Source organism: Streptomyces cyaneofuscatus (assembly GCF_000718135.1).
GTDB classification, from domain to species: Bacteria; Actinomycetota; Actinomycetes; order Streptomycetales; family Streptomycetaceae; genus Streptomyces; species Streptomyces cyaneofuscatus.
On record NZ_JOEM01000011.1, the window covers coordinates 188,347 to 202,381 of the forward strand.

The 14,035-nt window shown below is 70.1% G+C and carries 9 protein-coding genes; 4 read left to right on the top strand and 5 right to left on the bottom strand.

The window, feature by feature from the left end; genetic code table 11:
• Positions 1 to 25 precede the first annotated feature (25 nt).
• Entirely contained in the window at positions 26 to 5,038 is a 5,013-nt protein-coding gene (locus IF17_RS0120120; RefSeq protein WP_030567879.1) for an NAD-glutamate dehydrogenase, read from the bottom strand.
• A gap of 413 nt (positions 5,039 to 5,451) precedes the next feature.
• Here IF17_RS0120120 and IF17_RS0120125 point away from each other — a divergent pair, with 413 nt between their 5' ends.
• Positions 5,452 to 6,027 carry a DJ-1/PfpI family protein gene (locus IF17_RS0120125; RefSeq protein WP_030567881.1) on the top strand — a complete coding sequence of 192 codons (576 nt, stop codon included), beginning with the start codon at positions 5,452 to 5,454 and terminating at the stop codon, positions 6,025 to 6,027.
• A 116-nt stretch (positions 6,028 to 6,143) separates the two neighbouring features.
• Here IF17_RS0120125 and IF17_RS0120130 read toward each other — a convergent pair whose 3' ends face one another.
• On the bottom strand, positions 6,144 to 6,821 hold the full coding sequence (locus IF17_RS0120130; protein WP_030567883.1) for an HAD family hydrolase: 678 nt from the start codon (positions 6,819 to 6,821) through the stop codon (positions 6,144 to 6,146).
• 39 nt (positions 6,822 to 6,860) lie between these two features.
• Entirely contained in the window at positions 6,861 to 7,367 is a 507-nt protein-coding gene (locus IF17_RS0120135; protein WP_030567885.1) for a DUF6912 family protein, read from the bottom strand.
• 276 nt (positions 7,368 to 7,643) lie between these two features.
• Here IF17_RS0120135 and IF17_RS0120140 point away from each other — a divergent pair, with 276 nt between their 5' ends.
• The gene (locus tag IF17_RS0120140; RefSeq protein WP_030567887.1) at positions 7,644 to 8,099 is read left to right on the top strand and encodes an Rv3235 family protein; all 456 of its coding nucleotides are present in this window, start codon (positions 7,644 to 7,646) and stop codon (positions 8,097 to 8,099) included.
• Positions 8,100 to 8,167: 68 nt separating this feature from the next.
• Here the strand turns inward: IF17_RS0120140 and secA are convergent, their stop codons facing one another.
• Positions 8,168 to 10,984, bottom strand: coding sequence for a preprotein translocase subunit SecA (secA, locus tag IF17_RS0120145; protein ID WP_030567888.1), 2,817 nt, complete (start codon positions 10,982 to 10,984; stop codon positions 8,168 to 8,170).
• Between the two features lie 239 nt (positions 10,985 to 11,223).
• On the opposite strand from secA, the gene IF17_RS0120150 reads away from it, so the two are divergent.
• Positions 11,224 to 11,835 (top strand): GNAT family N-acetyltransferase, encoded by a 612-nt coding sequence (locus IF17_RS0120150; protein ID WP_030567889.1) that lies wholly within the window; start codon positions 11,224 to 11,226, stop codon positions 11,833 to 11,835.
• A 57-nt stretch (positions 11,836 to 11,892) separates the two neighbouring features.
• Positions 11,893 to 13,080, top strand: coding sequence for a winged helix-turn-helix domain-containing protein (locus IF17_RS0120155; RefSeq protein ID WP_030567891.1), 1,188 nt, complete (start codon positions 11,893 to 11,895; stop codon positions 13,078 to 13,080).
• A gap of 24 nt (positions 13,081 to 13,104) precedes the next feature.
• Here IF17_RS0120155 and IF17_RS0120160 read toward each other — a convergent pair whose 3' ends face one another.
• Positions 13,105 to 13,857 carry a response regulator gene (locus IF17_RS0120160; protein WP_018512286.1) on the bottom strand — a complete coding sequence of 251 codons (753 nt, stop codon included), beginning with the start codon at positions 13,855 to 13,857 and terminating at the stop codon, positions 13,105 to 13,107.
• Between the last annotated feature and the right edge of the window lie 178 nt (positions 13,858 to 14,035).

The window sequence follows — 14,035 nt, forward strand, 5'->3', positions numbered from 1 at the left end:
GCACCGGCCCCCACAGACATACCCCCTAAGCGTGCGTACGCAACAACGTCCGCATCGTCCGCATGGCCACCGACAGATTCGCCAGATCGAACGCGTCCGACCCCTGGATCTCCTCCAGCGTCGACCGCGACCGCGCCAGGATCGCCGCGTTCTTCTCCTCCCACGCCCAGAACCGCTCCTCCGGCGTGGCCGTGTCGTCGCCCACGCTCAGCACGTCCGACGTGAGCGCCGCGTGCGCCGCGTACAGGTCCTCGCGGATGGAGGCGCGGGCCATGGACTGCCAGCGGTCGGCCCGCGGCAGCTCGATGATCCGGTCCATCAGCTGGGTGATCCGCAGCCGGTCCGCGAGGTCGTAGTACACCTCGGCGACCTCCAACGGGTCCTTGCCCGTCCGGTCCGCGATCGCGACGATGTCCAGCGCCGGGAAGGCGGAGGAGAACCCGGCGACCCGGACCGCCAGCTCGCTCGGGACACCCGCCGAGGTCAGCTCGTCGAGGATCGAGTGGTACCAGTCCAGGTCGGCACCCTTGAGCAGCTTGGGCAGCTCGTTCCAGACCTGCTCGACCCCGTCCCGGAACCCCTCGATGGTCTCCGCGATGGCGACGGGCTGCGGCCGGTTGCCCAGCAGCCAGCGCGAACCACGCTCCACCAGCCGGCGCGAGTGCAGCCGGATCCGGGTCTGGACATCGGCGGCGACCTGGTTGTCGAGCGCCTCGACCGCGTCCCACACCGCCGAAAGACCGAAGATCTCGCGGGCCGTGAACTGGGCCCGCACGATCTCCTCGATCGACGCCCCGGTCTCCTCCCGCAGCCGGTGCAGGAAGGTCGAACCGGCGGTGTTCACCGTGTCGTTGACCAGCACCGTCGTGATGATCTCGCGGCGCAGCGCGTGCCCGTCGACCGCCTCGGGGAACCGCTCGCGCAGCTGGCTCGGGAAGTAGGCGTGGACCAGCTTCTGGAGGTGCGGGTCATCGGGCAGGACCGTCGAGATCAGCTCGTCCGCCGTCGTGATCTTGGTGTAGGCGATCAGCACCGCCAGCTCGGGCTGGCTGAGCCCCGTCTCGTTGCTGAGCAGCTCACGGATCTGCCGGTCGGCGGGCAGGAACTCCAGCGCCCGGTCCAGCGCCCCGTCCTTCTCCAGCCGCCGCATGAAGCGCTGCTGGGCGTGGAGCAGGGAGGGCGCCTGGGCGGAGGCGTTGGAGAGGGCGACGTTCTGCGCGTAGTTGTTGCGCAGGACGAGCGCGCCGACCTCGTCGGTCATGTCGGCGAGCAGCTTGTTGCGCTGCTTGACGGTCATGTCGCCGTCCCGGACGAGACCGTTGAGCAGGATCTTGATGTTCACCTCGTGGTCGGAGGTGTCCACACCGGCGCTGTTGTCGATCGCGTCGGTGTTGATCCGGCCGCCGTTGCGGGCGAACTCGATGCGGCCGAGCTGGGTGGCACCGAGGTTGCCGCCCTCGCCGACAACCTTGGCCCGCAGCTCCTCGCCGTTGACGCGGATGGCGTCGTTGGCCTTGTCGCCGACGTCGGCGTTCGACTCGGAGACGGCCTTGATGTACGTGCCGATGCCGCCGTTCCACACCAGGTCGACGGGGGCCTTGAGGATGGCCTGCATCAGGTCGGCGGGCGTCATCTTGCTCACCGACGCGTCGATGCCGAGCGCCTCACGGATGTGGTTGTTCAGCGGGATCGACTTGGCACTGCGCGCGTGGATGCCGCCGCCCGCGGAGAGCAGCCCCGTGTCGTAGTCGGCCCAGGAGCTGCGCGGCAGGTCGAAGAGGCGGCGGCGCTCGGCGTACGAGGTCGCGGCGTCCGGGGTGGGGTCGATGAAGATGTGCCGGTGGTCGAAGGCGGCGACCAGGCGGATGTGCTCGGAGAGCAGCATCCCGTTGCCGAACACGTCACCGGACATGTCCCCGACGCCGACGACGGTGAAGTCCTCGGTCTGGGTGTCGTGGCCCAGCTCCCGGAAGTGCCGCTTGACGGACTCCCAGGCGCCGCGCGCGGTGATGCCCATGCCCTTGTGGTCGTAGCCGGCCGAGCCGCCGGAGGCGAACGCGTCGCCGAGCCAGAAGCCGTACGCGACGGCGACCTCGTTGGCGATGTCGGAGAAGCTCGCGGTGCCCTTGTCGGCGGCGACGACGAGGTACGTGTCGTCCTCGTCGTGGCGGACGACGTCGGCGGGCGGCACGACCTCGCCGGCCACCATGTTGTCGGTGATGTCCAGCAGGGCCGAGATGAACGTGCGGTAGGCGGCGATGCCCTCGGCGAACCAGGCGTCCCGGTCCACGGACGGGTCCGGGAGCTGCTTGGCGACGAAGCCGCCCTTGGCGCCGACGGGGACGATGACGGTGTTCTTCACCATCTGCGCCTTGACCAGGCCGAGCACCTCCGTACGGAAGTCCTCGCGCCGGTCCGACCAGCGCAGCCCGCCGCGGGCGACCTTGCCGAAGCGCAGGTGGACGCCCTCCACGCGCGGCGAGTAGACCCAGATCTCGAACGCCGGGCGGGGCGCGGGCAGGTCCGGGATGGCCTGCGGGTCGAACTTCATCGAGACGTAGGAGTGCGGGGTGCCGTCCTCCGCGTTCTGGAAGAAGTTGGTGCGCAGTGTCGCCTTGATGACGGTGAGGAAGGACCGCAGGATCCGGTCCTCGTCCAGCGAGGCGACCTGGTCCAAGGCCCCGTCCAGCTCCTCCAGGAGCCCGTCGGTGAGCTCCGTGCCCGCGCTCTGGCGGCCGGGCGACATCCGGGCCTCGAAGAGCGAGACGAGCAGCCGGGTGGTGTGGACGTTGTTGCGGAGGGTGGACTCCATGTAGTCCTGGCTGAACGTGGATCCGGCCTGCCGCAGGTACTTCGCGTAGGCGCGCAGCACCACGGCCTGGCGCCAGTTCAGCCCGGCGCCCAGCACCAGCGCGTTGAAGCCGTCGTTCTCCGCCTCGCCCTTCCAGACGGCGGCGAACGCCTCCTGGAAGCGGGCGCGGGCGTCGTCGGCGAGGTGGCCGGTGTGGCCGTTGGTCTGCGGCATCCGCAGCCCGAAGTCGTAGATCCAGGCGTGCGTACGGTCCGCGCAGCGCAGCTCGTACGGACGCTCGTCGACGACCTCGACACCGAGCTGCTGGAGCGCCGGGAGGACGGCGGAGAGGGAGACCTGCTCGCCGGTCCGGTAGATCTTGAAGCGGCGCTCGCCGGGGCCCGCGCCGACCGGCTCGTACAGGCTGAGGGCGAAGTCCTTCTCGCCCTCCTTCAGGGTCTCCAGGTGGACCAGGTCGGCCACGGCGGCGCGCGGCGAGTGGTCGGCCTTGTAGCCCTCGGGGAAGGAGTGGCCGTACTGGCGCTGGAGTTCGGCGGCGCGCTCCTCGCCCAGCTCGGCGTTGAGCGCCTCGCCGAAGCCGTCGGCCCAGGAGCGGGCGGCCGCGACGAGACGGGCCTCGATGCGGTCGGCGTCGGCGTCGGTGAGGTGCGCCAGCTCGGTGCCCGGGGGGACCCGGATGACGAAGTGCAGCCGGGAGAGGATCGACTCGGTGTTCCAGGCGGTGAAGTCGACGTTGGTGCCGCCGAGCTCCTCCTTGAGGATGTCGATCAGCCGCAGGCGTACGCCGGTGGTGTACCGGTCGCGCGGGAGGTAGACGATCGCCGAGTAGTAGCGCCCGTACTCGTCCTGGCGCAGGTAGAGCCGCAGTCGGCGGCGCTCCTGGAGGTAGAGGACGGAGGTGACGATGGAGCGGAGCTGGTCGACGGGGGTCTGGAACAGCTCGTCGCGCGGGTAGGTCTCCAGGATCTGGAGCAGGTCGCGGCCGTCGTGGCTGTTGTACGAGAAGCCCGCGCCCTCCACCACTTCGGCGACCTTGCGGCGGATGACGGGCACCCGGCGCACGGACTCGGTGTAGGCGGCGGAGGAGAAGAGGCCGAGGAAGCGGCGCTCGCCGACGACGTTGCCCTTGGCGTCGAACTTCTTCACGCCGACGTAGTCGAGGTAGCTGGGGCGGTGCACGGTGGCCCGGCTGTTGGCCTTGGTCAGGACGAGGAGCTTGTGCTCGCGGGCCTTGGCGCGGGCGTCGGCGGGCAGCCGGTCGAAGGACGGGCTGACCGGGTGGTCCTCGCTCTCGCTGTGCTGCGGGTCGGAGCGCAGGATGCCGAGCCCGGTGCCGGGTACGGCGGCGAGCGCGTCGCTGTCCTTGAGCTCGTACTCGCGGTAGCCGAGGAAGGTGAAGTGGTCGGCGGCCAGCCAGCGCAGCAGCTCGCGGGCCTCCTCGACCTCCTCGTCGGCGAGGTCGTCCAGCGGCTCGCCCGGCAGGTCGTCGGCGATCCGGAGGGCGGCGTCGCGCATCTTCCCCCAGTCCTCGACGGTCTCCCGTACGTCGGACAGGACGCGGCGCAGGTCGGCGGTGATCTGCTGGAGGTCGGCGCGGTCGGTCTCGCGGTCGATCTCGACGTGGATCCAGGACTCGACGAGCGCGTCGTGCGGCAGCTCGGCCTGGGCGCCGTTGCCGCCCTTGTCCTTGCGGCCGTTGGAGGTCTTCGGGGTGCCGGGACCGCCGGAGAGGACCTCGATGAGCTTGCCGGTGACATCGCGGCGGACAGTGACCTGCGGGTGGATCACGACATGGATGCCGCGGCCCTGCCGGGACAGCTCGTTGGTGACGGAGTCCACCAGGAACGGCATGTCGTCGGTGACGACCTCGACGACGGAGTGGCTGCAGGTCCAGCCGTTCTCCTCGACGGTCGGGGTGTGCACGCGGACGTTGGCGGTGCCCTGCGGGCGGTTCTCGGCCAGCCGGTAGTGCGAGGCGGCGGCACCGTAGACATCGACCGGGTCCCGGCCGCTGAGGTCCTCGGGAGCCGTATGCAGGTAGTAGCGCTGAAGGTAGGCGAGCACCGCGTCCTGACCTGGACGGGCGTCCTCGTCGGCCCCGGAGGCGGCGACCCGCACCCGGGGGGTACCGCCCGGGCCACCGACACCACCGCCCGGGCTGTGGTCAGCTACCTGGGCAGCCCGTGCGAGCAGCTCGGCCTTGGCTTCGTCCAGCTTGGTCTGCATGTCCTCTGGCTCCTGTCGCGCGCCGTTGCGTGACGTAGGTGAGAAAAACGACGTACCGCCACGACACGGGGTTTCCGGTCTGGGTCGACGCTATGCCGCTTCGAGAGTCACCCGGGACCACATGGGCCGTTTGTGACGGCCGGTCCGGGGTCGGGAGATCGCGGATCGCCCGGGTGCGGTGGCACTCCGGGCGGCGGCCGGGGGCTTCGCTGCCCCCGAGGCGTATCGCGCTGATCACGGCACCAGGCTATCGCCCCTGCACCCCACCCCGTCATGAGCCGCATGTGTACAAAAGAAGACATCGAACTTTGACACTTCGGACAGTGCGGCGTATCGCCTTGGCGCATGCACGGAACGGGGGCAACCTGATACCGGGGGACGCGAGCAGGTCCCGAGAGCCCGAGGAGCACGCCATGTCCGACCCCGAGAAGATCCTCATCGTCACCGGCGACGCCGCCGAGTCCCTCGAAGTGCTCTACCCCTACCAGCGGCTGCTGGAGGAGGGGTACGAGGTCCACATCGCGGCCCCCGAACGCAAGACGCTGCGCTTCGTGGTCCACGACTTCGAGCCCGGCTACGACACGTACACGGAGAAGCCCGGCTACACCTTCCCCGCCGATCTGGCCTTCTCCGAGGTGGACCCCGGGGCGTACATCGCCCTGGTGATCCCCGGCGGCCGGGCCCCCGAGTACCTCCGGAACAACGCGGAACTGCGCAAGATCATCAGTGCCTTCTTCTCCGCCGACCGCCCGGTCGCCCAGATCTGTCATGGTCCCCTGATCACCGCCGCCACCGGCAGCCTGAGCGGCCGCCGCGTCACCGCGTACCCCGCCCTGGAGCCCGACATGCAGAGCGCGGGCGCGACGTTCCAGGACACGGAGGCGGTGGTGGACGGCCCGCTGATCTCATCGAGGGCATGGCCGGACCACCCGGCATGGATGAGGGAATTCCTGAAGGTGCTGCGCACCCGATCAAACTTGCCGAACTGATCCAGCCCGTCCAGCCACACTCAGCCCGTCCAGCCACACCCAGCCCGTCCGGCGTTTGAGGACCGTGGTCCGGGGCGGAGCCCCGAATCCCGCAGCACCGGCCCCCGCGCCCAGGGTCACGCGGAGAACGTCTCCGCCAGAGCAACCGCCTCCCCCAGGCTGTCCACCACCGGCACCCCCGCCGCCAGCAGACTGCTCCGGCTGTGCGACCCCCCGGTGTACAGCACGGCCCGCGCCCCCACATGCGCCGCCGCCACCGCGTCGTCCACCGCGTCCCCGATGACCACCGAGTTCTCCGGGGATATCCCGCCCACCCCGGCCAGCGCCTCGAAGTGCCGCTCCATATGGAGCGCCTTGCTCCCGCCCGACGGCCCCGTCCGCCCGTCCACGCGGACGAAGTGCGACTCGATCCCGTACCCGCGCACGACCGGCACGAGGTGCTCGTGCCCGTACATGCTCAGGATCGACTGGCTGTGCCCGGCCAGCTTCCACTGCGCCAGCAGGTCCTCCGCCCCGGCGGTGAGCCCGCAGGCGACCCGGCGCTCCGCGTAGTACCGGTGGAAGATGTCGTCCATCCGCTCCCACTCGGCCTCGGTGGGCAGCCGGCCCAGGAGCCGCTCGTAGAAGCGGGGTATGGGCACGCAGTACATCTCCCGGTACTGCTCCAGCGTGAGCGGCGCCAGCTCCACCTCGGCGAACGCGGCGTTCGTCGCGTGGATGACGGCGTGGATGTCGTCGAGCAGTGTGCCGTTCCAGTCCCAGACCAGATGTGTGCGTGTCTTCCCGGGTGTCATACAGAAAAAGTACCCGCCGGGTACGACAACGCCGAGGCCTCAGCCGATGAGCTGCGGAATCTCCTGGACGCCGAACCAGAGGAGCTCGTGGTCCTCCGCCCCGTCCACCGTGAACTGCGCGTCGTCGTCGCCGAGGTCCGCCGCCCCCAGGGCCGCCGCGGCCGCCGCCACGTCCTTCTCGGCCTCGTCGGCGTCCACGTGCACCGCGGCGGCCTTGGCCAGCGGCAGGGCGGCGGCGAGGCGCACCTCGCCGAGCGAGGCCGCGCTCAGTCCGTGGTCGGGGTCGGCGGTGGCGGCCCCGTCGGGGACGTCGACGGCGACGACGATCCGGCGCCGGGCCTCGTCCGGGTCCCCGGCGATCAGCCGGAGCGAGGCGGCGGCGGCCCGGTTGAGCGCCGCGTACTCCAGCTCCTCGATGTCGTCGGAGACGTACCACTCGCGCAGCCCGGGGGTGACCGCGTAGGCCGTCAGCGGCCCCGGGCCGACCTCGCCGGACGCGTATGCCGCTGCGAGACCGGAGAGGGTCAGGGGGACGTACACGCGCATGGCAGGCCGCTTTCGTAGTCGGAAACGCCTTCAGGATACGTGGGGACCGTCCCCTTTCGGGTTTCGGCAACCGGGGGCCCGCGTCCACCCGCGACGCTCCGTCACCCCCGTGCCGGCCCTTGCGGCACCTGGCCCGCACCCCGGATAGGTGAATCCCGCCGAGCCCCTGACCGGGCACGGGAGCCCCTTGCGGTGTTGTCGGCCGTCCCCGTAGAAGATCCCCAGCACAAGTTACCGCCCGGTATTTCCCGGGCCCGGTTCACGGGGGCGACGACCATGAGCATGAACAGCACGAGGCCCACCGGCCGCAGCGACCAGCGCCGGCCCAGGGCCGTCCCTCCGCAGCGGTCCCGGCGGCTCCAGCCGCACCGCCCGCCGCGGCCCCACCAGTGGTTCGCCGAACGGCTGCTCGCGGTCCTCAGCGGCCAGCGCCCGGTGCACTGGATGCTCGGCCACACCATCGGCGACGCCTACGACCAGCTCGCCGAACTGGCCCCCAGCACCCCGCTCGGGGCCACCCGGGGCCACCGCCCGGTCCTTCGCCACTGCCACGGCGCCCAGCCCGCCACCGGGGTGGTGGAGGCGTTCGCCAGCATCGCGGCGGGCGACCGGGTGCGGGCCATGGCCTTCCGCCTGGAGCAGGGCCCCGACCAGCGCTGGCGCTGCGCGGCCGTGGAGCTGGGCGGCGAACGCCTCGTCCCGGCCGGAAACGCCGGTCCGGGTCCGCGGTGACGCCCACAGAGCGGCCGGGGCCGGACACCCTGCGGTGTCCGGCCCCGGCCGATGCGGCGCTGCTGGTGCTACTTCTTGCGACGGCGACCGCCGCCGCCACCGCTCTTCTGCGCCTTGCGGCGCTCGGCACGCGTCATCCCGTCCGAGGAACCGGACTGCGCACCGTCGGTGGCGAAGTCGCCCTCGACGACACCGCCCTCGCCGTCCACCGTGGGAGCGGAGAAGTGCAGCCGGTCCGGACGCTGCGGGGCCTCCAGGCCCTTGGCGCGGATCTCCGGACGCGCGGCGGGAGCACCCTCCTTGGAGAGCGAGGTGCGCTCGGCCGCGTCCTGCACGGGAACCTCTTCGACCTGCTGCTCGACCTGGACCTCCAGGTTGAACAGGTAGCCGACGGACTCCTCCTTGATGCCCTCCATCATGGCGTTGAACATGTCGAAGCCCTCGCGCTGGTACTCGACCAGCGGGTCCTTCTGCGCCATGGCCCGCAGGCCGATGCCCTCCTGGAGATAGTCCATCTCGTAGAGGTGCTCGCGCCACTTGCGGTCCAGCACGGAGAGGACCACGCGCCGCTCCAGCTCACGCATGATGTCGGAGCCGAGGGTCTTCTCGCGCTCCTCGTACTGCTCGTGGATGTCGTTCTTGACCGACTCGGCGATGAACTCGGCGGTGACGCCCGCCAGGTCGCCGGCCGCCTCCTCCAGCTCGTCGACGGTGACCTTCACCGGGTAGAGCTGCTTGAAGGCGCCCCACAGCCGGTCCAGGTCCCACTCCTCGGCGAAGCCCTCGGAGGTCTCCTGCGCGATGTAGTCGTCGATCGTGTCGTCCATGAAGTGCCGGATCTGGTCCTGGAGGTCCTCGCCCTCCAGAACGCGGCGGCGCTCACCGTAGATGACCTCGCGCTGCCGGTTGAGCACCTCGTCGTACTTCAGGACGTTCTTACGCGTCTCGAAGTTCTGCTGCTCGACCTGCGACTGGGCGGAGGCGATGGCACGGGTGACCATCTTGTTCTCGATCGGCACGTCGTCCGGGACGTTCGCCATCGACATCACGCGCTCGACCATCTGGGCCTTGAACAGGCGCATCAGGTCGTCGCCCAGCGACAGGTAGAAGCGGGACTCGCCCGGGTCGCCCTGACGGCCGGAACGACCGCGCAGCTGGTTGTCGATACGGCGCGACTCGTGCCGCTCCGTGCCGAGCACGTACAGCCCGCCGAGCTCCTTGACCTCCTCGAACTCCGCCTTCACGGCCAGCTCGGCCGACTCCAGCGCGGCGGGCAGCGCGGCCGCCCACTCCTCGACGTTCTCCACCGGGTCGAGGCCGCGCTGGCGCAGCTCCGCCTCGGCGAGGTCGTCCGGATTGCCGCCGAGCTTGATGTCGGTGCCTCGGCCGGCCATGTTCGTGGCGACCGTGACGGCGCCCTTGCGGCCGGCCTGGGCGACGATCGTCGCCTCCCGGTCGTGCTGCTTGGCGTTGAGCACCTCGTGCTGGACACCGCGCTTGGAGAGCTGCTGCGAGAGGTACTCGGACTTCTCGACCGAGGTGGTGCCGACCAGGATCGGCTGGCCCTTCTCGTGCTTCTCGGCGATGTCGTCGACGACGGCCGCGAACTTGGCGACCTCGGTGCGGTAGATCAGGTCCGACTGGTCGGCCCGGACCATCGGCCGGTTCGTCGGGATCGGCACCACGCCGAGCTTGTAGATCTGCTGGAACTCGGCGGCCTCGGTCATCGCCGTACCGGTCATGCCGGAGAGCTTGTCGTAGAGGCGGAAGAAGTTCTGCAGGGTGATCGTGGCGAGGGTCTGGTTCTCGTCCTTGATGTCCACCCCTTCCTTCGCCTCGATCGCCTGGTGCATGCCCTCGTTGTAGCGGCGGCCGGCGAGGATACGGCCGGTGTGCTCGTCGACGATCATGACTTCGCCGTCGATGACGACGTAGTCCTTGTCCTTCTTGAACAGTTCCTTCGCCTTGATGGCGTTGTTCAGGTAGCCGACGAGCGGGGTGTTGACCGACTCGTAGAGGTTGTCGATGCCGAGCCAGTCCTCGACCTTGGCGACACCGGTCTCGTGGATGGCCACGGTCCGCTTCTTCTCGTCGACCTCGTAGTCGCCGGTCTCCTCGATGCCCTTGAGCTGGTTGCCCGCCTCACCCTTGGTGAGACGCGTGACCAGCTTGGCGAAGTCGCCGTACCACTTGGTGGCCTGGTCGGCCGGGCCGGAGATGATCAGCGGCGTACGGGCCTCGTCGACGAGGATCGAGTCGACCTCGTCGACCACGGCGAAGTTGTGGCCGCGCTGGACGAGCTCGTCCTTGGACCACGCCATGTTGTCGCGGAGGTAGTCGAAACCGAACTCGTTGTTCGTGCCGTACGTGATGTCGCAGGCGTACTGCTCGCGGCGCTGCGCCGGCGTCATGTTGGAGACGATGCAGCCGATGGTCAGGCCCAGGAACTTGTGGACCCGGCCCATCATCTCGGAGTCGCGCTGGGCGAGGTAGTCGTTGACCGTGATCAGGTGCACGCCCTTGCCGGAGAGCGCGTTGAGATACGAGGGCAGGGTGCCGACGAGGGTCTTGCCCTCACCGGTCTTCATCTCGGCCACATAGCCGAGGTGCAGGGCGGCTCCGCCCATGATCTGTACGTCGTAGTGGCGCTGTCCGAGGACGCGCTTCGCGGCCTCGCGGACCGTGGCGAACGCCTCGGGAAGCAGGTCGTCCAGGCTCTCGCCGTCCGCGTACCGTTCCTTGTACTCGTCGGTGAGCGCCCGCAGCTCGGCGTCGGAGAGGTTGACGAAGTCCTCTTCGATGGAGCTGACCTGGTCCGCGATGCGGTGCAGTTTGCGCAGGATCTTGCCTTCGCCTGCACGCATGAGCTTGTTGAAGACGGACACTGAGGCTGGTCTCCTTGCCGGTCGGGCCTGGCACTGGTCGTGTGATGGACTCTGGCGCGGGCACGGCAGGTGGGCCCCACCGCAACGGCCATCGTAAGCGAGGACCCCACCGCGCCGGGAGGGCTGCCGCCGCGTGGAGCTCGCCGCACCCTCCAGGGACAACGGCTCAGAGGCGCGGAAGGTGCCGGGAAGCCCCAAAAGTGCTCGCATCGCGGCTCCCGGCTCATGAGAATCACTGTATGGAGCCGACCACTCTCACCACGCGACGCCTTCTTCTGCGGCCGTTCGGCCCGCAGGACACCTACAAGGTGCACGCGGCCTGCCAGGACCCGGACATCCAGCGCTGGACGGTGATCCCCTCCCCGTACCGGCTCACCGACGCGGAACTGTTCATCGCCAAGCTCGCCCCGGCCGGGTGGCGGGACGACTCCGCGTACAGCTTCGCCCTGGTGCTGCCGGAGACCGGGACGCTCGTCGGGGCACTCTCCATCGACCGCCGCAGCCGCCCGGGGACGTACGAGGTGGGCTACTGGTCCACCAAGGAGCACCGCGGTCGCGGGTACGTCACCGAGGCGGTGCTCGGCTCCGCCCGCTGGGCCTTCAGCGCGCTCCGGGCGGACCGGCTGGAGTGGCGGGCCGAGATCGGCAACCTGGCTTCCCGTGCCGTCGCCCGGCGCGCGGGGTTCCGGCTGGAGGGCGACCAGCGGTCCGGGCTGCTCAACAAGGGGGTGCGGCGGGACGCCTGGACGGCGGCGCTCCTCCCGTCCGACCTGGGGCTTCCCGGCGCCCACCCGTATCTGCCCGAGCGGCACGCCGAACGGCCCGGCACCGCACCGGACTCCGTGCGCTGAGACGGGGGGGCGCCATCCCTTCCCCGACTGTCAGTGGTGCGGTCTAGGGTTCGACGTATGACGCCTGTGCCTCCTCCCGCAGTCGAACTCTCCGCCGACCAGGCCCGCCGCATAGCGCTGCGCGCCCAGGGCTTCCTGGGGGCGCCGGACCGCAGGGCAGGGGTGCCGGGGGTGCTGCGCCACCTCGGCGCCGTCCAGCTCGACACCATCTCGGTGCTGGCCCGCTCGCACGAGCTGATCCCCTACGCCCGGCTCGGCGCGGTCGGCCGGCGCACGGTGGAGGAGGCGTACTGGTCGGGCGGCCGCTCCTTCGAGTACTGGTCGCATGCCGCGTGCATCCTGCCCGTCGAGGAGTGGCCCCACTTCGCGTTCCGCCGCCGCGCCTACCGCGCCCGCCCGCAGTGGCACCACGATCTGCCCGACGGCGTGTACGACACCGTGATCAAGCAGCTGAGCGCCGAGGGCCCGTTGACGGCCACCGAGCTCGGCGGCGCGAAGAACGGCGGGGAGTGGTGGGACTGGTCGGCCTCCAAGGTCGCCGTCGAACGGGCCCTGATGTACGGCGAGGTGGTCTGCACCGAGCGGCGCGGCTGGAAGCGGGTCTACGACCTCGCCGAGCGCGCCATCCCGGACGCCGTGCTCCATGACGACCTGAGCGACACCGAGTGCCGGCGGCGGCTGGTCGCGCTGGCGGGCAAGTCCCTGGGGGTCGGCACCCGCAGCGACATCGCGGACTACCACCGGCTGCGGGGCGAGGAGTTCGACGCGGTGGTGGCGGACTCGGGCCTGGTGCCGGTGGCGGTGGAGGGCTGGGCCAAGCCGGCCTGGGCGGACCCCGAGGCGCTGGCCACGGAGCCGCGCGGCCGCCACCGTACGACGCTGCTGTCGCCGTTCGACTCGTTGGTCTGGGAGCGGGCGCGCACCGAGCGGGTCTTCGGCTTCACGCACCGGCTGGAGGCGTACGTCCCCAAGTCGAAGCGGATCCACGGCTACTTCGCGATGCCGTTGCTGGCGGGCGGGAAGCTCCAGGGCCGCGTCGACCCGGCGCGCGAGGGCACCACGCTGATCGCCCGGCAGGCTTCCCTGGCCGGTCCGAAGGCGGTGGTCCCGATGGCCGAGGCCCTGGTGGAGGCGGCGGCCTGGGTGGGCTGTACGGACATCCGGCTGGAGCGGATCGACGCCCCGGAGCTGCGCGACCCGCTCAGGGACGAGATCGGCCGGGCGCTGCAGCGGGCCTACCGCTGAGGGGCCGGGCAGACACCGCGGCGCCTACCTGATCTCCAGGATCTTCTCCCGCATGGCATAGACCACGGCCTCCATGCGGGAGTGCAGCTGGAGCTTCTCCAGAATATTGCGGACGTGGTTCTTCACCGTGTTCTCGGAAATGAACAACTCCTTGGCGATATCCCGGTTGTTCATGCCGGTCGCCACGAGTTTGAGGACTTCCAGTTCCCGTTCGGTGAGCCGGGGGGCGGGGACGAGCCGGCGCTCGTCGGTGCGCTGGATCATCGATTTGAACTCGGTGAGCAGCTTGGAGGCCATGGACGGGCTGATCTGCGACTGCCCGTCCGCGACGGCGCGAATGGCCGTCGCCACCTCGTCGGTGGAGATCTCCTTGAGGAGATATCCGGTGGCGCCCGCCTTGATCGCGTCGTAGAGGTCGGCCTCCTCGTCGCTGATCGTCAGCATGATGATCTTCGCGCTGGGGGCCACCTCCTTGATGGAGGTGCAGGCCTCGATGCCCCCGCGCTTGGGCATCCGCACATCCATCAGAATGATGTCGGGCAGCAGGTCGGCGGCCTTGTCGACCGCCTCCGAACCGTCCCCGGCCTCACCGACGACCTGGATGTCCTCCTCCTGCGCGAGGACGATCTCCAGACCCCTGCGGAAGAGCGCGTGGTCGTCGACCACGAGGACCCGGATGGGCTCCTTGCGCGAGGGGCCGTCCGGGTCGTCGTCGGTGCGGGCACCGGCGTCGTCGGAACCACTCGCACCGCGCACGGGCCCGAAGGTGTCCACCATCGTTCCTCCCCCTGAAGGCCACGGCCTGATAGTCATCAGTCGTCCGCCAACGGCGTTTCACCGAACCCCGATTGGCTCGGAACGCCATGATTCCATGCCGGGACGCCCGAGCGGTGATCCTGTGATCGCGCGCAGGCGCCCCTGGTGGCGTGAAAACGCTCCAGGGGCACCTGTGACG